At 41.9% G+C, this 20336-nt stretch carries 16 protein-coding genes; 4 read left to right on the plus strand and 12 right to left on the minus strand.

The window, feature by feature from the left end; all coding sequences use genetic code 11:
* Positions 1-75 precede the first annotated feature (75 nt).
* Positions 76-2163 (plus strand): TonB-dependent receptor, encoded by a 2088-nt coding sequence (locus AC1D0K_RS10670; protein WP_477395851.1) that lies wholly within the window; start codon positions 76-78, stop codon positions 2161-2163.
* A 156-nt stretch (positions 2164-2319) separates the two neighbouring features.
* Here the strand turns inward: AC1D0K_RS10670 and rodA are convergent, their stop codons facing one another.
* The 6 genes from rodA to purH form a co-directional block, all read right to left on the minus strand.
* The gene (gene rodA, locus AC1D0K_RS10675; RefSeq protein WP_295718414.1) at positions 2320-3591 is read right to left on the minus strand and encodes a rod shape-determining protein RodA; all 1272 of its coding nucleotides are present in this window, start codon (positions 3589-3591) and stop codon (positions 2320-2322) included.
* Between the two features lies 1 nt (position 3592).
* Positions 3593-5605 (minus strand): penicillin-binding protein 2, encoded by a 2013-nt coding sequence (gene mrdA / locus AC1D0K_RS10680; RefSeq protein ID WP_477442354.1) that lies wholly within the window; start codon positions 5603-5605, stop codon positions 3593-3595.
* Positions 5602-6120: a rod shape-determining protein MreD gene (locus AC1D0K_RS10685; protein ID WP_295718409.1), complete on the minus strand. Its 519-nt coding sequence runs from the start codon at positions 6118-6120 to the stop codon at positions 5602-5604. Before AC1D0K_RS10685 ends, mrdA begins: the two co-directional genes overlap by 4 nt.
* Positions 6120-6944 (minus strand): rod shape-determining protein MreC, encoded by an 825-nt coding sequence (gene mreC / locus AC1D0K_RS10690; protein WP_295718408.1) that lies wholly within the window; start codon positions 6942-6944, stop codon positions 6120-6122. The genes AC1D0K_RS10685 and mreC overlap by 1 nt, the downstream gene beginning before the upstream one ends.
* A 102-nt stretch (positions 6945-7046) precedes the next feature.
* On the minus strand, positions 7047-8069 hold the full coding sequence (locus AC1D0K_RS10695) for a rod shape-determining protein (RefSeq protein WP_090651245.1): 1023 nt from the start codon (positions 8067-8069) through the stop codon (positions 7047-7049).
* A 275-nt stretch (positions 8070-8344) separates the two neighbouring features.
* Positions 8345-9874, minus strand: coding sequence for a bifunctional phosphoribosylaminoimidazolecarboxamide formyltransferase/IMP cyclohydrolase (purH, locus tag AC1D0K_RS10700; protein WP_477394809.1), 1530 nt, complete (start codon positions 9872-9874; stop codon positions 8345-8347).
* A 292-nt stretch (positions 9875-10166) separates the two neighbouring features.
* Between purH and fabG the strand changes: the two genes are divergently transcribed.
* From fabG to AC1D0K_RS10715, 3 genes are all read left to right on the plus strand, one after another.
* The gene (gene fabG / locus AC1D0K_RS10705; RefSeq protein ID WP_295718403.1) at positions 10167-10910 is read left to right on the plus strand and encodes a 3-oxoacyl-[acyl-carrier-protein] reductase; all 744 of its coding nucleotides are present in this window, start codon (positions 10167-10169) and stop codon (positions 10908-10910) included.
* Positions 10911-11169: 259 nt separating this feature from the next.
* Entirely contained in the window at positions 11170-13254 is a 2085-nt protein-coding gene (locus tag AC1D0K_RS10710; RefSeq protein ID WP_477394806.1) for a hypothetical protein, read from the plus strand.
* Between the two features lie 151 nt (positions 13255-13405).
* A complete protein-coding gene (locus tag AC1D0K_RS10715) occupies positions 13406-13831 on the plus strand; it encodes an endonuclease domain-containing protein (RefSeq protein ID WP_477394803.1) in 426 nt (141 codons plus the stop codon).
* 273 nt (positions 13832-14104) lie between these two features.
* Here the strand turns inward: AC1D0K_RS10715 and AC1D0K_RS10720 are convergent, their stop codons facing one another.
* From AC1D0K_RS10720 to AC1D0K_RS10745, 6 genes are all read right to left on the minus strand, one after another.
* On the minus strand, positions 14105-14428 hold the full coding sequence (locus AC1D0K_RS10720; RefSeq protein ID WP_477394801.1) for an FtsB family cell division protein: 324 nt from the start codon (positions 14426-14428) through the stop codon (positions 14105-14107).
* A gap of 137 nt (positions 14429-14565) precedes the next feature.
* Positions 14566-15891 (minus strand): DEAD/DEAH box helicase, encoded by a 1326-nt coding sequence (locus AC1D0K_RS10725; RefSeq protein WP_477394799.1) that lies wholly within the window; start codon positions 15889-15891, stop codon positions 14566-14568.
* Between the two features lie 214 nt (positions 15892-16105).
* Entirely contained in the window at positions 16106-16636 is a 531-nt protein-coding gene (gene lspA, locus AC1D0K_RS10730) for a signal peptidase II (RefSeq protein WP_295718393.1), read from the minus strand.
* Positions 16637-16775: 139 nt separating this feature from the next.
* Positions 16776-18071 carry a phosphopyruvate hydratase gene (gene eno / locus AC1D0K_RS10735; protein WP_295718391.1) on the minus strand — a complete coding sequence of 432 codons (1296 nt, stop codon included), beginning with the start codon at positions 18069-18071 and terminating at the stop codon, positions 16776-16778.
* A gap of 96 nt (positions 18072-18167) precedes the next feature.
* Positions 18168-18905, minus strand: coding sequence for a DUF2490 domain-containing protein (locus AC1D0K_RS10740; protein WP_477394796.1), 738 nt, complete (start codon positions 18903-18905; stop codon positions 18168-18170).
* A gap of 302 nt (positions 18906-19207) precedes the next feature.
* The gene (locus AC1D0K_RS10745; protein WP_477394794.1) at positions 19208-20308 is read right to left on the minus strand and encodes an ABC transporter permease; all 1101 of its coding nucleotides are present in this window, start codon (positions 20306-20308) and stop codon (positions 19208-19210) included.
* Between the last annotated feature and the right edge of the window lie 28 nt (positions 20309-20336).

Here is a 20336-nt window from a genome sequence, read left to right on the forward strand (position 1 = left end):
CTATCTAACTTGTTAGTAAAACGCGATACGGGTTTAAAAGTTAAAACAGCTACTTTTGTCTATCCAAGCCATTATATGACAAAACTATACCTCTCCCTTTTTCTTGTACTTACCCTCATTATAAATGCAAGCGCTCAAACCAAAAAAAACGCCCAAAAAGATAGTGTTACACACCTCGGCACGGTAACCGTACATGGTTATTTGAGCGAGCAACCTGTATTAAGTGTGCCCGCTTCAGTAAGTGTGCTTGGTTCGGCCCAGTTAAAGTTACAGCCCGATAATTCTTTCGTATCTGCTTTAAACACGGTGCCTGGTATAAGAGCAGAGGAGCGTTCGCCGGGCAGTTATCGTTTATCAATCAGGGGGAGTTTATTGCGGTCGCCTTTTGGGGTGAGGGATGTAAAAATCTATTTCGACGAGATCCCGCTTACAGATGCGGGAGGAAACTCTTATTTGAACGCTATTGATATTGGCAGCATAGGCAGTATCGAAATATTAAAAGGCCCCGATGGCAGCTTGTTTGGCGCAAACTCTGGCGGGGTGGTTTTATTAAGCCCTATAAACCGGTATAGTGATTCCAGCTATTTATCAGCAGGAGTAAATACGGGGAGCTATGGTTTGTTTCATGAAAAGGTAACGTTGCAAGTACACTCGGGTACCAATTTGTTTAACATCAACCAAAGTTTCCAAACCTATCATGGATACAGGCAAAACAGCGATACCCATCGTAATTATATCCAGCTTGCAGATAAATGGAACTATAGTGATAAGAACGAATTGCGGATTTTAGGCATCTACTCCAATCTTGCCTATGAAACACCCGGCGGATTAAACCTGGCTCAGTATACAGCCAATCCCCGCCAGGCCCGTTTGCCCACACCTGCTTTCCCGGGAGCCATTCAGCAAAAAACAGGCATCAGTACCAAAATGTACCTGGGCGGCCTTACCAATGAATATCATTTTACCAACCATATCAGAAACGTGATCTCGGTGTTTGGCAACCACGTAGATTTTGCCAACCCTGCCATTACCAATTTTGAGCAGCGAAGCGAAAACACCTACGGCCTGCGTACCTATTTTGAACTGGCAGGCGCACCCAAAGAAAACTTTAACTGGAAAGTAAACCTGGGGCTGGAGTGGCAGCAAACCAACTCCCGTATCAGCAATTACGGCAACAGAAAAGGTGCGAAAGATACTACTCAAACCAGCGATGACATCCACTCAAACCAGCATTTTATTTTTAGCCGTTACGCTGCTGATATTTTTAAACGCCTGCATGTAGAAGCCGCGCTGAGCTTAAATTGGTATGGTTACGATTTCAGGAACATTTACCCACTTAACCAAAGCGGTTTTACCAACCGTGATTTTACTCCGCAACTAATGCCCAGACTGGCTTTAAGCTACCAGGTTACCAATAACTTTATTTGGCGAACATCGGTAAGCCGCGGGTACTCCACACCTACCACGGCAGAAGTAAGGCCGACCGATAACATCATCAACACCGCCCTGCAAGCACAAACAGGATGGAATTATGAAACAGGTTTTAGACTGCGTAATACTGATGAAACCATGTTGCTGGATGCCTCGGTATTTTACTACCGGTTAAACAATGCCATTGTACGCCGTTTAAATGCTAATGAAACAGAACACTATATCAACACCGGTGGCACCAACCAGCCCGGTTTTGAACTGGCATTTACAGACTGGTTGATTGCGCAGAACAATACCCATTTTATCCGTGGCCTGCAGTTCAATGAATCGTACACATACAGTAAATTCACGTTCAGGGATTATAATGATGCCACTACAAACGCCAGTTATGCGGGTAACCGTTTAACCGGGGTGCCAAGGCATGTTTTTGTATCTGGATTTCAAGTTAAGTTCCCTGCAGATCTTTCCTTATTCGCACAACATAACTATACCTCAAAGATCCCGCTAAATGATGCCAACACCGTTTATGCAGGGCATTATAACCTGCTGCAGGCAAAAATTAGCTGGCAACCAACTTTCGGCCGTAACAACCATTTAGAGCTTTTTGCCGGTGCCGATAATATCCTGAATGAAAAATACAGTTTGGGTAATGACTTGAATGCTATTGGTAACCGGTATTATAATGCTTCGCCTTTGCGAAATTATAATGTGGGGATGAATATAAGACTGTAAGCCCATTTTCTGGGATACCCCAGCTATGATTTTATTTCCGCCGTTTGTGTTCTCACAAGCGGCTTTTTTTGCCTGTACCAGGATTAACGGGGTTAGTCAGACTTTTTGAGACTGACATCATGATAAATCCGAAATCGAAAATCCCAAATCCGAAATCTAAATAATTCCCATTCTATTTGAATCGAGCTTAATAAGCACAAACAGGAGAATGGTAAAGCTTAACAGTGATGAGCCTCCATAACTGATAAACGGCAGCGGGATACCTATCACAGGAACCACACCAATGGTCATACCGATATTGATCACGACGTGGAAGAACAACACTGATGCCACCCCGTAAGCATAGATTCGCGAAAATGGCGATCGCTGTCGCTCGGCAATAAAAATTACACGCAGGATTAAAAACAGGAACAGCCCTATTACCACAACAGAACCGGCAAAGCCCCACTCCTCACCTACGGTACAAAAAATAAAGTCGGTGCTTTGCTCTGGTACAAACGCATACTTGGTTTGTGTGCCATGCAGATACCCCTTACCCCATAATTTGCCCGAGCCAATAGCTATTTTTGATTGATTTACATTGTAGCCCTTACCCCGTAAATCAGTAGTAATACCCAACAGGATATTGATACGCTCGGTTTGGTGAGGTTTTAAAACGTGGCTATAAATAAATTTAACGCAAAAAATAAACGATATGGAAATGGCCAATCCTATCAGCATGGTAGTGATAAGCTTGCGGTTGCGTCTAAATAAAAAGATCACCAGCGCCGTAAATGCTACCAGCCCAATAATTATACTTATTGGATTAAACAAAAGTGCTACCACAAAAAGGGTGATCAGCAAACCCGAAACAGCCAGGAAATAAGGGGATAAACCTTCGCGGTATAATACAAATATAAGGGAGCAAAATACCAGCGTTGAACCCGTATCCGGTTGCAGCATAATCAACACCATCGGCACACCAATAATTGCGGCTGCAGCCATAAATGATTTTGGTTCGGTAACGCGAATATTAGGCCCACTCAGGTAACGGGCCAATAATAAACAGGTAGAAAACTTGGCAAACTCCGAGGGCTGCAGCCTGAAACCACCACCCATATTTATCCAAGCCTGGTTGCCGCCCACATTTCTGCCTATTATTAAAACCAGGATAAGCAACAGCACCGTTATAGCGTAAAAAGCCGGAGAAAGCGCACTAAAAAAACGGCTCTCCAACAATAAAATAATCATACCCACCACTACAGCTACTATAATATAGATGAACTGCTTGCCATAGTTAGTAGCCCCGTCAATAATGCTTGGGTGCCTTTCATCAAACACAGCCGCGTGAATATTAAACCAGCCAATGGTGCAAAGTACCAGGTACAGAAACACCGTAACCCAATCAACATTAAAAAAGAAACTGCGCTGGTTATTATTGTTATTCATATTATTTGCCAGTCCTCCCTGCGGCTAAAAAATTAACCCACACACCACGCTTATTATTGTTTGCCAGTTTATTCCGGGCTGCTTTTTTTATAGAATCGGCCTTAAATTTTTTAATCGAATCGGCTCTTGCGGTTCGGATACTATCACGCCGACGCTCTTTCTTAAGGTCGAGCTCATAAAGGCCAAGATCAGGCAGTCGATTGGCATTTGCAAAATAATCAACCGTAATTCCCGATTCGCGCGGAGTGATCTTTCCTTTTAAATATTTTTCCACCATAAAGCTGGCAATTGGCGCGGCCCAGTGTGCACCCTCGCCAGAATTCTCAACCACTACGGCTATAGCAATTTTAGGATTCTCGCGCGGGGCAAAAGCTACAAATACAGAGTTAGCCTCGCCACGCGGGTTTTGCGCGGTACCTGTCTTACCACACATAATAATATCGGGAATTTTTGATCTCCGGGCTGTACCACCCTCAACCACGGCTTGCATTCCATTAATAACAGGTTCAAAATATTGCGAATCGATACCAACATAATTCCTTTTGGTATACTCCGCTTTAATTACGTTTTCGGTGCCGATGGCTTTAATTAAATGTGGCTTGTAAAAAAAACCATGATTGGCAATGGTACATTCCAGGTTAGCCATTTGTAAAGGCGTTGCCAATAACTCCCCCTGGCCTATAGCTAAAGAAATGATGGTACTGGCGCGCCAGGCACCTTTTTTATAAACGTTATCATAGTGTAATGGAGTTGGAACGTTTCCGCGGCTTTCGGCCGGCATATCCAGGTCGAGCCGGGTGCCTAAACCGAATTTCATTACGTTGGCCCTCCATTTGGTAAATTCGGCTTCGGTATACTTTGTTCCGTTACGTTCCAAAATACGTTGAAATACCATCGAAAAATAACCATTACAGGATTCGGCTACTGCTTTGCCCATATTAACCGAACCATGGGCTTCGCCGTTGTTACAAGGTACCAATCGGTTACCAGCTCTATAGTGACCTGTACAATAGTAGGTTTCTGAAGGTGAAATAATATTTTCCTGCAACGCTATCAAAGCACTTAATGGCTTAAATGAGGAACCCGGCGGATATTGGGCCTGTATGGGTCTGATGAAAAAGGGCTTATACGGATCATTGTACATTTTGGCCGCATTGTTGCCACGCTCGCGCCCCACCATCAAATTAGGATCGTAAGTCGGGCTGCTTACATAGGCTAGGATCTCGCCGGTTGAAGGTTCAATGGCTACAATACTACCCAGTTTGTTCGTCATTAGTTTCTCGCCCAGTTTTTGCAGGTCAATATCTAACGATGAGGTAAGCCGCTCGCCTGTACGGGCAACGGTATCAAAAGCGCCATTGGCAAATGAGCCTTTTTGCGCCCCGCGCGAATCAACCATCATGCTTTTAACACCACGCTGGCCGCGAAGCACATTTTCATAAGCTTTCTCGACACCTGTTTTACCAATATAATCACCCAGGCGGTAATACCCCCCCGAGAGTTTAATATCCCGGTCATACACCTCGCCAATAAAACCTAAAAATTGTGCAGCTACAGAATCCGGGTAGGTACGCACCGTACGGGGTAATATGTAAAAGCCAACAAAATCTCCCATTTTCTCCTGCAGCGAAGCAAACAGCTCGGCTGGTACCTGCTTTTCAAAAGGAGAATCTTTATTGGGTGAATATTTAACGGCCTTGATCCATCGTTTATCAAAACCGGCTTTATCAATACCTACCATTCTACAAAACTCAAGGGTATCAAAAGGTTTTACCTCTTTTGGGTTAACCATGATATCGTAGATCGGCTCATTTTGAACAAGTACTTTACCGTTCCTGTCCAGTATAGGTCCACGGGCCGGGTATACAATAAAATTGCGGATAACATTTTTAGTGGCATAAAGAGCGTAGCGGTCGTCAACTATCTGAATATAGTAAAGCCTTGCAAGCAGCGTAAAAATTATAGCAATAAAAATACCTGTTACAACGTAGCGACGTTCAAAAAATTTATTCATTTACGTTCTTTCCTTTTGAAAAATAGAAGGCCAGAAATCAATATTAAAAACACAGTAGATATTGAACTCAAAACAACACGGCTTAGTGTGTACTGCACTGCAGAAATACTAAATACTTCAAGGTTTAGCAGGAAAAAATGGTGGGATAAGGTAAGTATTAGCGCATAAGTGAAAAACCACCTTAAGCCCATAATGCTCAGCGTAGGTTCGGGCTCATTATCAAAACCTTCTTTTTGCACGGTTATGTTTATAAAGAGTATACGCACCAGAGCAAGTACTACACATGCCGCCGCATGCAGCCCCGGAGTATCGTAAAATGCATCTACAGTAAGTCCCAGTAGGAATGACAATGCAAACAGCAGCACATTTGGAATCTCAAACGGCAGCAGCAAAATAAACAGGATATAGAAGTAAGGTGTAACAAGATTATAAAAGGCAATGTTTTTAAGCAGGAATACCTGCATAAAAACCAAAACCAAAAAGCGGATAGTATTGATGATAATAGTACGGCCCATTATTTACTTTGTACGGCCTCCAACCCCGTTTGTTCCTGTGCAAATTTGTTAACTACCACATATACGTATTGCAGTTTCGCAAAATCAACCGATAAGCCAATCTCAACGTTAAGCAATAAACCACCTTCCTTTGCATGAAGGTTTGTTATTTTACCAAACGGAATCCCGGTAGGGAAAAGAGAATAGCCGGATGTAACTACCGGTTCGCCCAGTTTTGGCCTTGCATCGTTTTGCAGGCTCAGCAACCCTCTATGCCGGTCGAGATTACTTACCCAGGTAAACGAACCTACGGCTTTATCGTCTGCCAGCATGGCGCTAAACTGGCTTTTGGAATGCAGCAGCGATTTAACAATAGCAAAATGATCTGTAACGTCGGCCACCATCCCTACAACACCTGCCCCGCAAATTACACCCATATCTTTTGCAATCCCGTCTTTGCGGCCCCTGTTTATGGTAATATAATTATTTGATTGATTGGTTGAATTATTGATAACCCTGGCCACAAGGTAAGTGTATTGTTGCTTGTAAACGGTATCAACCACTTTATGCTTTTCAACTGTATCAACATAAAATGAGGTTTTAAGCATTCCCCTCAATTTGGCATTTTCACGTGCCAGGCTATCATTTTGCTCTTTTAAAGATAAATATCCTTTAAACTCACTTACCTGCGCAAATAAGCTACCGGTAACCTGGTTTTGCGAATTAATAAAAGTAGCTTTTTGAAAAGAGTTGTATTTAATGTAGATAAGCAGCGAGCTTACTTCAAAAATCAGGAATAAAAAAAACGCGTTATACTTAGTGATAAATATCAAGAGGTTACGCATTGCTTTATAATTAGTGAATTAGTGAATGACTGAATTATTGAATTGAAAAAGAAGCAATTAAAAATCGCTAATTCACTAATTCAATAATTCAGTCATTATCAACTATTGCATTAAAAATTTAAAATTACCTATGTTTTTAAGGGCGGTTCCGGTTCCGCGTACTACGGCGCGCAGCGGATCTTCGGCTACGTGAACCGGCAGCTTTGTTTTGGCTGCCACACGTTTATCAAGTCCGCGCAATAGGGCACCACCACCGGTTAAATAAATACCGGTTTGATAAATATCCGCCGAAAGTTCGGGCGGGGTAATTTCCAATGCTTTTAATATCGCTTCCTCGATCTTTGAAATCGATTTATCAAGACAATGCGCAATTTCGGTATATGATACCATGATCTGCTTTGGTACCCCGGTCATTAAATCGCGACCCTGTACAGCAAAATCAGCCGGTGGATCTGCAAGTTCAGGCAATGCGGCGCCAACTTCAATCTTGATTTTCTCGGCAGTACGATCACCAATCATGATGTTATGCTGACGGCGAATATATTGAACGATATCAGAGTCGAAGTTATCACCCGCTACGCGGATAGACTGATCGCAAACAATACCTGATAAAGCGATAACCGCGATCTCGGTAGTACCACCACCAATATCGATGATCATGTTACCCATTGGCTCTTCCACATCAATACCAATACCTACCGCGGCAGCCATTGGCTCATGAATAAGATAAACCTCCTTGGCGCCGGCAATCTCGGCCGAATCGCGCACAGCACGTTTCTCAACCTCGGTAATACCCGATGGAATACAGATTACCATACGTAATGAAGGGAAGAACCAGCCTTTACCCTGGTTAATCATTTTGATCATCCCGCGTATCATATGCTCGGCGGCGTTAAAGTCGGCTATTACACCATCTTTAAGCGGGCGAACGGTACGGATATTATCATGTGTTTTACCTTCCATTTGCATGGCCTGCCGACCAATGGCGATAACTTTATTAGTAGTCCTGTCGAATGCAACGATAGACGGTTCATCAACAACAACTTTGTCATTATGTATAATGAGGGTATTTGCGGTACCTAAATCAATAGCAATTTCTTGTGTAAAAAAGTTAAATAAACCCATCTAATGTTTCCTTGAAATAATCTGCAAAGTTAATAATATAAGGGCACGAATTTCACGAATCCTTGCGTTGCCTACACAATTTTCACGAATTAATGCAGGTTGGTTATAATAACTCAAAAATTCCCTTATTCGTATCCCCACCCCTTTTATTTGTTACTTTTTACCCCTGCAGTTCGTGTAAATATCCTCTTGTGAAAATACGTTTTAATTAATGTAATTCTTGCCTTATTAATTCGTGAAATTCGAAATAATTAGTGCAATTCGTGTTTATCAAATTAATGTTTGAAATGACGTACTCCTGTGGTAACCATCGAGATGTTTTTTTCATCGCACATGGCTATTGATAGCTTGTCGTTTATTGATCCTCCCGGTTGCAATACCGCCGTGATCCCTGCCTCTGCAGCCAGTTCCACACAATCAGGGAACGGGAAAAATGCATCAGATGCCATTACAGCACCATTCAAATCAAAACCAAAGCTGTGCGCTTTAATAACCGCCTGCCTTAATGAATCAACCCGTGATGTTTGACCAACACCGCTTGACATCAGCTGGTTATTTTTAGCAAACACAATAGTGTTTGATTTGGTATGCTTTACCACTTTGTTGGCAAAGTACAGGTCTTTCATTTCCTGCTCGGTTGGTTTCCTGTTAGTAACCGGGTTCATTTGAGCCGGGCCTTCAATAACAGCATCCTTATCCTGCTCAATAACACCGTTCAGTAAAGTTTTAAATTGCTTGGCAGGTAGCTCAACAGGCTGACGAACCAGGATGATCCGGTTCTTTTTCTCCTGTAGTATTTGTACCGCCTCATCTGTATAAGCCGGGGCAATCAGTACTTCGTAAAATATCTTGCTGATCTCGGTAGCTGTAGCCGCATCAATCTCATCATTAGCAATAATAACACCACCAAAAGCCGAAACCGGGTCACATGCCAAAGCATCTATCCAGGCTTCCTTAATAAATGAGCGGGAAGCAATACCGCAGGCATTGGTATGTTTTAATATAGCGATGGTTGGCTCGCCAGTGAACTCGTCGATCAAAGCAACCGCGGCGTCAACATCTACCAGGTTGTTGTATGATAATTCTTTACCATGCAGCTTATTGAACATGGCATCAAGGTTACCATAGAAAACACCTTTTTGATGCGGATTTTCGCCATAACGTAAAGTCTGGCTTTTTTGAATGCTCTGTTTAAAAACAGGCAAAGGCTCTTCCTGGTTAAAATACTGAAAAATGGCAGTATCATAATGTGAAGTAATATTGAATGCTTTATGGGCAAATGATTTGCGCTGATCAATAGTAGTAATGCCATCCTGTGTTTTCAGAATATCTTCAAGCGTACCGTAGTCATCTTTTGATGCAACGATCACTACATCTTTAAAATTTTTGGCACCTGCCCTGATCAGGGAAATACCACCGATATCAATCTTTTCGATCACATCTTCAGCACCCGCGCCAGATTGTACGGTTTCTTCAAAAGGATACAGGTCAACAATCACCAGGTCAATTTCCGGGATCTCAAATTCGGCCAGTTGCTGTTGGTCGCTATCAAAGCTTCTGCGCGCCAGAATACCACCAAACACCTTAGGATGCAAGGTTTTAACACGACCGCCTAATATAGATGGATATGAAGTAAGATCTTCAACAGGTATTACATTAACGCCTAAATTGCGTATAAAAGTTTCGGTACCACCGGTTGAATATATATTAACACCAAGGCGATTTAACTCGTGGATTATAGGCTCTAAATTATCTTTGTAGTAAACAGAAATTAAAGCATTTTTTATTTGAACAGACTGGCTCATTTACAGTGATTTTTTGAGCCGCAAAGGTAGTGATATTTTTTGTTAGTCGAGAAGTCAGAAAAGACCGAAAGTCAGAAAAGATCGAAAGTTTTTTTCTCCTGATTTTTTGAAGCAATCTTTTGATAGTCAACATTAAGTACTGGCTAATTTTTGAGCTTTACGATCGCATAAATTTCAATGAAATCTTGCAGCAATTCCTTTTATCCAATTCAAACTTTCCGACTCCCGGACTTTCCAACTTTCGGACTTTTCACAATAATTAACTAACTTCACCGCCCGAAATAGTACATAAATGAAATTATTAGAAGGAAAAACCGCACTTATCACCGGTGCATCAAAAGGAATAGGCCGTAAAATAGCCGAAAAGTTTGCCGAGCACGGCGCCAACGTAGCTTTTACCTATTTATCATCTGTAGAAAAAGGCCAGGCGCTTGAGCAGGAATTGCAAAGTTTTGGCACACAGGTAAAGGGCTACCGCTCTGATGCTTCCAAATTTGATGAAGCCGAAAAGTTGATCTCAGACATTATAGCCGATTTTGGCACCCTCCATATTGTAGTAAACAACGCCGGTATTACCAAAGACGGTTTACTGATGCGTATGACCGAAGAGGCCTGGGATGATGTTTTAAACGTGAACCTGAAATCTATCTTCAACGTTACCAAAGCAGCCTCCAAAATCATGATGAAGAACCGCAATGGTGTGTTCATCAACATGAGCTCGGTTGTAGGTGTACAGGGTAATGCAGGCCAAGCCAATTATGCAGCTTCAAAAGCGGGCATTATCGGTTTCTCCAAATCAATGGCTAAAGAATTAGGCTCACGTAACATACGCACCAATGTGGTTGCGCCGGGTTTCATTAAAACCGAAATGACCGAAGTACTGGATCCTAAGGTTGTTGAAGGCTGGGCAGCAGCAATCCCGCTTAAACGCGCCGGCGAAGCTGAAGATGTGGCCAACGCATGTGTTTTCCTGGCATCAGATATGGCAACTTACATCACCGGGCAGGTTATCCCTGTTGATGGTGGAATGTTGTAGTAATTAAGTTAAAAACAAACCCTTTTGTCATCCTGAGCGATAGCGAAGGATCTGTTGCGAACTGTGCATATCAGATTTGCATACCCGATAATAGATGCTTCACGATGTTCAGCATGACAAAGTATATTTTAGTAAGGCAAGCTTTTAGCTTGCCTTACTTGTTTAATACCCCCTACCTTAAAACTAATTCCAATCATTTCACAATAATTTCGCATTTTGCAGGTGAACGTAAAACGTATTGCGTAATACGTAAACTTATATGCAATTTTCACTAACATGGGGTTCGGTTTCAGGATGGTGGGTGCCTGCCTGTTTGGTATTGGGGGCACTGTACGCATGGTTACTTTACCGGCAACCGGTTAACCTCGGCAAATATTTCAGATACGGACTTTCGGTTACCCGGGCAGTGGTGGTATTTTTTATCGCGATGCTGCTGGTTTCACCATTGGTCAAGTCGACAAAATACGATCCGCAGAAACCATTGGTATTAGTTGCGCAGGATAATTCTTCATCCATCAACACATTTAAAGCTCCCGGCTTCAATTCTGATAAATTCATTGCCGATCTGGCTAAATTGAAACAGGAACTTGGTGACAAATACGATGTACAGGAATTTAATTTTGATAAAGACCTGAACAATGGCCTCTCCAATAAATTCAATGGTAAACAAACCGATATTGCCAATGCCCTGCGCCAGCTGAATAACAAATTTGTAAATCAAAACATAGGCGCTTTAGTTTTGGCTACCGATGGCGTATATAACCAGGGAGACGATCCGCAATACGAGGCCAAAAACATCAAGACCAGCATCTATACCATTGCACTGGGCGATACCACCGCCAAACGCGATTTGTTGATAGACAATGTAAACTATAACAAAACCGCTTTTTTAGGCAACGATTTTGAAGTGGAGGTTTTAACGGCAGCCTATCAAAGCAAAGGCGAAAACATGCGCCTAACCGTTAATGAAGATGGCAAACAGGTTTTCGCTCAAACCATTCCAGTAACCGGTGCTGATTTTAAATGGCTTGTCCCCATAAAATTAACTGCAGATAAGAAGGGGCTAAGAAAATTTACCATCAGCATAGCCCCCGTTAAAAACGAGCTATCTACCCAAAACAATACCGAAATTATTTACATAGATGTGCTGGATGCACGGCAAAAGGTACTGGCGCTTTACCAAAGTGCTCACCCGGATATCACTGTTATTAAACAAGCTATAGAAACCAACAAAAACTTTGAAGTAAAAACTGTGCTGCTACCAGATATGGCGGGCGTTAAACTGGCAGATTATAGTTTAATAATCCTTTACCAGGTAAACGCAGGTAATATTGAACCGGTAAAAAACTTCATCGCCAAAAGCAAAATACCTGTTTGGTACATCATAGGTTCGCAAAGTAACCTGCCGGCTTTTAATGCCGAACAAAATGTAGTAAAAATAAGCGCGGGCCGAAGCGAAACGCAAGAAGTTTATGCCCTGCCCGAAGCAGGTTTCACAGCCTTTACCCTATCCGATTCGTCCCGTAAAAAGATTGCCACACTACCGCCGCTACTGGCGCCCTTCGGCAGCTACGGAACATCAACAGGAACAAATATTTTGCTGCGACAAAAAATTGGCGCTGTTACTACCACCTATCCATTACTTGCATTTGGAGATGAAGCAGGCAGACGCACAGCTGTGCTAAGCGGTGAAGGCATCTGGCGCTGGCAATTAGCCGAATATCAAAACTATGGCAACCGTAATGCTACAGATGAACTGTTGAGCCAAACCGTACAATACTTAACCGCCAACGCCAACCGCCAGCGCTTTAGGGTTTACCCTGCACGTACTATATTTGATGAAGGGGAAAATGTAATCCTTAACGCCGAACTTTATAATGATGCCCTCGAACTCATCAACACCCCCGATGTTAAAATCGACCTGAAAAGCGGAGGCGGCAAAAACTATAGCTTCCTGTTTAGTCGCAGCGGGCAAAGCTACCAACTGGATGCTGGCACCCTACCCGTTGGCGAATACACTTACAATGCATCAACCCAAAACGGCAAAAACCTATTTAAGGCCAGCGGACAGCTAACTGTAAAGGCCCTTAACCTGGAAACCCGCCAAAGCGCCGCGAATCACCAACTGCTTAACACGCTTGCTAAACAAAGTGGAGGCCAAATGCTGCAGCCGTCGCAAATAAACCAACTTGCAGACCTAATCCGCAAGAATGACAATATCAAAACCGTTGTGTATGAAGACAAACATTACGCCGACATTATTGATGTAAAATGGCTGTTTGTACTAATACTTCTATTACTATGTGCGGAGTGGTTTTTAAGGAAGCGTGAAGGAGAGGTTTAAGTTAGAATCAAGAGGTTAGAGTCAGGAATCAAGAAAAAAGAAGCTTAATAGTGCTAAACATAGCAATTCAAAAGCAGAGGCCTTGTGCGATTCCCTCCCAACGGGAGGGTGCAGGGAGGGGTTTCTTAAAGCGGCATAAAACAGCACTACCATGGCTAAGAAGATCATTCCATACAACTCAATTTTAAAAGCCCTTGCTCGCAAGCTTCGTAAAAACATGACCGACGGCGAGTTATTATTATGGAATGAATTAAAAAATGATAAACTATTAGGATTCGATTTCGATCGCCAACGCTTTATCGACAATTATATAATTGACTTTTACTGTAAGGATTTAATGCTGGCTATTGAAATTGACGGCATGTCGCACAATAATGAAGAGGCATTTGCCAAAGATGAAATAAGACAGCAAAAATTAGAAAGCTTTGGAATACAGTTTTTACGTTTTACAGAATCCGAAATGAAAAACGATATGCTTAATGTATTAAGAACTCTTGAGAGTAAAGTAATTGAAATTATCAGGAGTGATCTTTCTATTAAATTACCTAAGGATTTTAACCTGGATTTATTAAAATAATAACGCTTGCTTTAATGTCGCAGAAACCCCTCCCTGCACCCTCCCGTTGGGAGGGAATCGCACGAGGCCTCTGCTTTTATTAATTTCATCACACTTTTGACCCGGGTTTATTAAAGCAGTAGCGCTTGCTCTAATGTCGCAGAAACCCCTCCCTGCACCCTCCCGTTGGGAGGGAATCGCTCTTGGGCCTCTGCTCCTCATATTTTATCACAAAAAAATAGCGACAGGTTTAAACCCATCGCTATTAAATATCTTGACTCTAATTTCTTGATTCTACTTATCCGTTTTCTCCGGTACTACCAGGTAAACATCCTCATTATCTTTTTTCATGAGATATTTTTCCCGGGCGAATTTTTCCAGTTGCTGCGGATTCGAGCTAAGCTCGTTTAGTTCTTTAGTTACCTGGTCGGTTTCTGCTTTATAAAAATCTCGTTCCTGCTTTAGTTTAGTTACCTGGTGGCGATACTCATACTGCGAGAACAGATCGTTCTTATCAAAAAATATCATCCACACTAAAAAAGCCAACGTAACCAAAAAGAATTTATTCTTAAAAAGGCTTATGAGGCGTTGCATTGATATGAGCTCTATGATTTTCATTTAAAGCTATTTATTTTTTCTGAAGGAAACAAATTTTTTAAGCTCAGTAGCGGGCAGCTGAACAAATTATTGGTTGATTGGGCTATTTAAGTCTAAAAAACTAACAACTTAACCTAATCAACCAATAACTCAATAACTTACCTCCTGCCCGAAGAACGGCTTGCACCACTCATACCGCTGCCACCTGAGCGACTTCCGCCACCGGCCGGCCTGCCGCCGCCACCTGATGGTTTACGTCCGCTTCCGCCCCGGCCGCTGTCGCGTTTAAAGCTGCCCGATCCTTTTTTGGATTGACCAGCCATTAAGGTTGCTGTCATGGCTACAGGGCTCATAGGGTATGGATGCTCTTCTTCAACAGGAATTTCTTTAGCTATAAGTTTATGAATATCCCTTAAAAACAGGATCTCTTCTTCATCGCAAAAAGATAGTGCTATGCCATTTGCACCCGCGCGGCCGGTACGGCCAATACGATGCACATAAGTTTCTGGAATGTTTGGTAACTCGTAGTTAATAACGTGGGTAAGCTCGTCAATATCAATACCGCGGGCGGCAATATCTGTAGCTATTAGTACACGTGTAGTACGGTTTTTAAAGTTGGTTAACGCCCGCTGACGCGCGTTTTGTGATTTGTTACCGTGAATAGCTTCGGCGGTTATACCAACCCGCACAAGATCTTTTACCACTTTATCGGCACCATGTTTGGTACGGGTAAAAACCAACGCGGTTTTAATTTCTTTGTCTTTTAATATATGGACCAACAATGATTTTTTGTCGTTTTTCTGTACGTAAAATAATGACTGTTGTATGGTATCGGCAGTTGATGAAACCGGTGTAACCTCAACCTTTTCCGGATTAGTTAATATAGTATTAGCCAAAGACTGGATCTCATTAGGCATTGTAGCCGAGAAAAACAGCGTTTGTCTTTTTGAAGGAACTTTGGCAATGATCTTTTTTACATCATTTACAAAACCCATATCCAACATACGGTCGGCTTCATCCAATATCAGCATTTTAACGTGCTCAAGGTGTACAAAGCGTTGGTTCATTAAATCCAACAAACGGCCCGGAGTTGCTATCAATATATCAACACCACGACGTAAGGCATCAACCTGTGGATTTTGTGATACACCACCAAATATAACCAGGTTTTTCAGTCCGGTATTTTTACCGTAAGCAGTAAAGCTTTCGGCAATTTGTATGGCCAGCTCACGGGTTGGTGTTAAAACCAAAGCCTTGATGGTTTTTTGCTCTTTATGAGCCATCCTATCCTCGTACAACAACTGTAAGGTAGGTAGTGCAAATGCAGCCGTTTTACCGGTACCTGTTTGCGCGCATCCCAACAGGTCGCGATGGTTTAGTACAATAGGAATAGCTTGCGCTTGTATTGGAGTTGGGGTTGTATATCCCTCAGTTTTTAAGGCCTTGAGGAGAGGCTCAATCAATTTTAAATTTTCGAATGACATGATTCTTTAAATGTGCAGATGTGCAAATTTCAGATGTGCAGATGTGCTGGTACTATTATAGATTGCTAATGTCCTCATGTTTTAATTAAGGCATTAAATTTCTGCAAAGATACAGTTTTAATCTTAGATAATATTAGGTGCACAAATATGCGGATTCAGGAAGCTGTTTGCGTATGTCACCTCAGCTTCCAGATGTGCAAAGGGGGATAGATACTTAAACCGTAACCGGTTTCTCGTCCGAAGCCTGTTTCTTCTCATCTCGCTCACGCAGATAAGCGTTTAACAGTAATATGCCTACACCAATCATGATGGCTACATCGGCTATGTTAAATATGCCGGTTTCAAAAATGCCAAAATTCATGTGTACAAAATCGGTTACGCTTCCGTAAACAGCCCTGTCATACAGGTTGCCCATACCACCAGCCAAAATGGTTATAATACCAACCTGGTTGAGCAGGTGCAGATTAGGTTTAATTAATACATAAAGCAAACCCCAAACAAGTGCTATCGCTGGTAAAAGGTTGAGAATTATAAAGCGCCATGGATTTTGCAGAGAAGTACCCAGGCTTAAAAACGCGCCGGTATTTTCAACCCTGGTAATGGTTAAAAAATCCTTTATAACGGTGATCACGATAGAAAAATGGATATGATCCCTAACATATATTTTTGTAACCCTGTCAAAACCAATAACGAAAGCTAAAAGCAACAATAAACCCAATCCGCGCGAAATCCTTTTCTTATTCATCAAAATTCAATTACTGGTATTAGTATATAACGTAACAGGAGTTACTTTAATTATCAACCGAAAATACTGTGGTTGATATATAGGTTTAAATAAAAAAGAGCCATCTGTTTTATGCAGATGGCTCTTTAATAAGGTTAAATTATTTTTTGTAGAATTTAAAATCTTTACCAATGAATTTTGCATTGCTGCCTAATTCTTCTTCAATACGAAGCAATTGGTTGTATTTAGCGATCCTGTCTGAACGTGAAGCCGAACCGGTTTTGATCTGACCGCAATTTAATGCTACAGCTAAATCAGCAATGGTTGCATCTTCAGTTTCGCCAGAACGGTGACTCATTACAGAGGTATAGCCATTAGTTTGCGCCAAAGTTACCGCGTTAATGGTTTCGGTTAACGAACCAATCTGGTTTACCTTAACCAATATAGAGTTTGCTGTATCTTCGTTAATACCGCGTTGTAAACGTTTGGTGTTGGTAACAAATAAATCATCACCTACCAGCTGCACAGTTTTACCAAGCTTTTCGGTTAAAATTTTCCAGCCATCCCAATCATCCTCAGCCATACCATCTTCTATCGAAATAACAGGGTATTTAGCTACAAGCTCTGCAAGATAATCAGCTTGCTGAGCGCTGGTGCGGATAGCACCTTTTTCGCCTTCAAACTTAGTGTAATCGTATTTGCCATCTTTGTAAAACTCAGAAGCAGCACAGTCAAACGCGATGAAAATATCTTCGCCAGCTTTGTAACCAGCTTTTTCAATAGCTTTTAAAATAGTTTCAACACCATCTTCGGTGCTGTCAAAAGTTGGAGCAAAACCACCTTCATCACCAACAGCTGTAGATAAGCCACGATCGTGAAGGATCTTTTTCAGGTTGTGGAATACTTCGGTACCCCAACGTAATGCTTCAGAAAAAGATGGCGCGCCAACCGGCATGATCATAAATTCCTGGAAAGCGATAGGAGCATCAGAGTGTGAACCACCGTTAACGATATTCATCATCGGGATAGGCAATGTGTTTGCATTTACACCACCAATGTAGCGGTATAAAGGCTGGCGGCTTTCCTGTGCTGCTGCTTTTGCAACTGCTAAAGAAACACCTAATATAGCGTTAGCGCCAATTTTACCTTTGTTTTCGGTGCCATCAATCTCAATCATTAACGCATCAATGGTGTTTTGGTCAAAAACATCAATACCTTTTAATTCCGGAGCTAAAATGTCATTTACGTTGGCAACGGCCTTTAACACGCCTTTACCCATGTATTTTGTTTTATCGTCATCGCGAAGTTCAACAGCCTCGTGTATACCGGTTGATGCACCTGAAGGTACCGCGGCGCGACCGAATGCACCATTCTCAGTTAATACTTCTACTTCGATAGTAGGGTTACCGCGCGAATCTAAAATCTGGCGGGCGTGTACGTCAATTATTAAGCTCATTTCTTTATTGTCAGATATTTGTAATTTGTAAACCGGCGGCTAAGTTAATAGCAAAAACAAGAAATCACAATGGAAATTTCGTATTTGTTATAATTCTTAATCTGTTGTTGTAGGAACATGCTCTTGCTCAACCGCATTTTTGCGACCAATGCGATACATTAACATTAACATAATATTATTTTTACCGCTACTTTGCGTAAGCGTGTAATTGTGCTGGTTTATCCAACCTGCCTGTACTATCCATTTTTTATCAAACTGATAACCTAATGCTGCTGATACACGATTACGTTCAAAATTGGGGGCTTTGTTATTAAAAAACACCTCATCAAAAACAGATATAAACAGCGTTTTGGCTACAATTTTGGTATTATTTAAAGGGATAAACAGGTTTAACCTGTACCTGAATCGGTTTCTGAAATCACCATTTACCCAGCGTTGCTCTACACGGTAACGATGCTCGAATTTAAAGCGATAAAGAAATTGGTTAACGGTCATTTGCTCCCATAACCGAAACTCGTTTGTAGTAGGGCCTTTACCTAAATCTGTATAGTCATAAGTATGGTAAGTACCGGTACCTAATAATGCGGTAAAATTTCTGTCCAGATCATAACTTACACCCGCCTTAGCTTCGTAATACTGGAATTGGGTAAATGCACCATTAGTACGCGTTTGCAGTTCCGAATATCCACCCCATTTATGGCTGCTATCGCCAGGTAAAACTACGGTGGCAATACCCCAGGTACCCAGTTTGGAATCCTGCGCCTTAACAGTAATTGAACACACCGTTAATAAAACAAACACTAAAACAATATTAATAAACACTTTATACATCATTACAGGAGTTTAATTCTGCAAATGTATTTCCTTAATGTTATCTCAATGTTAAATACAGGAGTGTTAATGTTAAATTAATGTTAAGTTTTTGCGATAATAGGCCTTAAAAATCGTCATTACGAGGTACGAAGCATTCTCTAAGCTGTACAGGGGGGGCATAAGGTCGATCTGACTACGGGGAGATTGCTTCGTACCTCGCAATGACGCGAAAATATGCTCTTCATTAGAAGCATGAAAACATTAATGAATCAAATTTCAGACAGCCTCTTAGATAGAAACACCAGAAGACTTCCTGATTCCTATTACTCCCATTTAAACGTCTTCACTGCAACCGCGTAAGTAATTACAAACCAAACGAGCAGTATCAAAAGCTGATGAGTTACATCGCCTAAACCTGCACCTTCAAAGGCTACTTTGCGCATGGCGTTGTTGAGATGCGTTAACGGCAGCACGTTACTGATTGCCTGCAGCCATTTGGGGAATGCCGTTACCGAAAAGAAAGTTCCCGATAATAAAAACTGGGGCATGGTGATGATATTGGAAAGCGGCGGAACCGTACTTTCGTTTTTGGCAATGCCCGATATAATAAACCCAAACCCCATAAATATGATAAGCCCTAAGGTGGAGAGCACCAGCATATTCAATACCGTAATTACGCCATGTATCAGCGTGAAACCAAACAGGTAATGGCCTACCAGGATAATAAACAACGCGCCTAATAACGAGAAGGTGATACGGGCCAAAGCCTCGCCCAAAACTATGCTGGAGCGTTTTACCGGCGTAGCAAAAAAACGCTTGATCACCAGCGTTAAACGCAGGCTTAAAAACACAAAGGCTGTACCAAAAACACCACTGCTTAAGATAGAGAAGCCCAACTGACCGGGTAAAATAAAATCGATGTATTTGTATTCACGACCCGATACGGTGGTTTCTTTGATCTCGGCAACAGGCGGGGTAGCACCAAGGCTTCTGCTATTAATATTATAGTAAATATTGCTCAGAACCGACCGCAAAATATTACCCTTTTCGGCAGATGCTTTGGTATACTGTACATTTATGGTATAGATGGGTTGCGCATTGTTTTTATGAATATCAACCACGGCATCAATAATGCCCTTTGCCAGGTTGCCCTTCATATCCTCCGCTGTTTGATCCTGTATCAAATGAACAACCTTTATGTTTTTAAGCGCCTGGTAAACCGGGCTTAAGGTATCGCTGGTTTTAGCCACGCCCACATCAACCTTAACACCACCGCCACCAATATTGGCAAAAACAATAATGAAAATTAAAGGAAAAGCCAATGTAAACACCACCGCCGAAGGACTGCGCAGTATCGACCGGAAACTTGCTTTGGCAATAGCAAGGGTTGCTTTTGTATTGCTGTATTTTGGATTTTGGTTCATTGGTTCAATTGTTCATTAGTTCATTGGT

Source organism: Mucilaginibacter sp. P1_A3 (genome assembly GCF_056406855.1).

What these genes read in the sequence shown, in the direction of transcription:
- AC1D0K_RS10670 (WP_477395851.1), top strand. Translation starts at nt 76, where the DNA reads ATGACAAAACTATACCTCTCCCTTTTTCTTGTACTTACCCTCATTATA.
- rodA (WP_295718414.1), bottom strand. Translation starts at nt 3,591, where the DNA reads ATGAATAACAATAATAACCAGCGCAGTTTCTTTTTTAATGTTGATTGG.
- mrdA (WP_477442354.1), bottom strand. Translation starts at nt 5,605, where the DNA reads ATGAATAAATTTTTTGAACGTCGCTACGTTGTAACAGGTATTTTTATT.
- AC1D0K_RS10685 (WP_295718409.1), bottom strand. Translation starts at nt 6,120, where the DNA reads ATGGGCCGTACTATTATCATCAATACTATCCGCTTTTTGGTTTTGGTT.
- mreC (WP_295718408.1), bottom strand. Translation starts at nt 6,944, where the DNA reads ATGCGTAACCTCTTGATATTTATCACTAAGTATAACGCGTTTTTTTTA.
- AC1D0K_RS10695 (WP_090651245.1), bottom strand. Translation starts at nt 8,069, where the DNA reads ATGGGTTTATTTAACTTTTTTACACAAGAAATTGCTATTGATTTAGGT.
- purH (WP_477394809.1), bottom strand. Translation starts at nt 9,874, where the DNA reads ATGAGCCAGTCTGTTCAAATAAAAAATGCTTTAATTTCTGTTTACTAC.
- fabG (WP_295718403.1), top strand. Translation starts at nt 10,167, where the DNA reads ATGAAATTATTAGAAGGAAAAACCGCACTTATCACCGGTGCATCAAAA.
- AC1D0K_RS10710 (WP_477394806.1), top strand. Translation starts at nt 11,170, where the DNA reads ATGCAATTTTCACTAACATGGGGTTCGGTTTCAGGATGGTGGGTGCCT.
- AC1D0K_RS10715 (WP_477394803.1), top strand. Translation starts at nt 13,406, where the DNA reads ATGGCTAAGAAGATCATTCCATACAACTCAATTTTAAAAGCCCTTGCT.
- AC1D0K_RS10720 (WP_477394801.1), bottom strand. Translation starts at nt 14,428, where the DNA reads ATGAAAATCATAGAGCTCATATCAATGCAACGCCTCATAAGCCTTTTT.
- AC1D0K_RS10725 (WP_477394799.1), bottom strand. Translation starts at nt 15,891, where the DNA reads ATGTCATTCGAAAATTTAAAATTGATTGAGCCTCTCCTCAAGGCCTTA.
- lspA (WP_295718393.1), bottom strand. Translation starts at nt 16,636, where the DNA reads ATGAATAAGAAAAGGATTTCGCGCGGATTGGGTTTATTGTTGCTTTTA.
- eno (WP_295718391.1), bottom strand. Translation starts at nt 18,071, where the DNA reads ATGAGCTTAATAATTGACGTACACGCCCGCCAGATTTTAGATTCGCGC.
- AC1D0K_RS10740 (WP_477394796.1), bottom strand. Translation starts at nt 18,905, where the DNA reads ATGATGTATAAAGTGTTTATTAATATTGTTTTAGTGTTTGTTTTATTA.
- AC1D0K_RS10745 (WP_477394794.1), bottom strand. Translation starts at nt 20,308, where the DNA reads ATGAACCAAAATCCAAAATACAGCAATACAAAAGCAACCCTTGCTATT.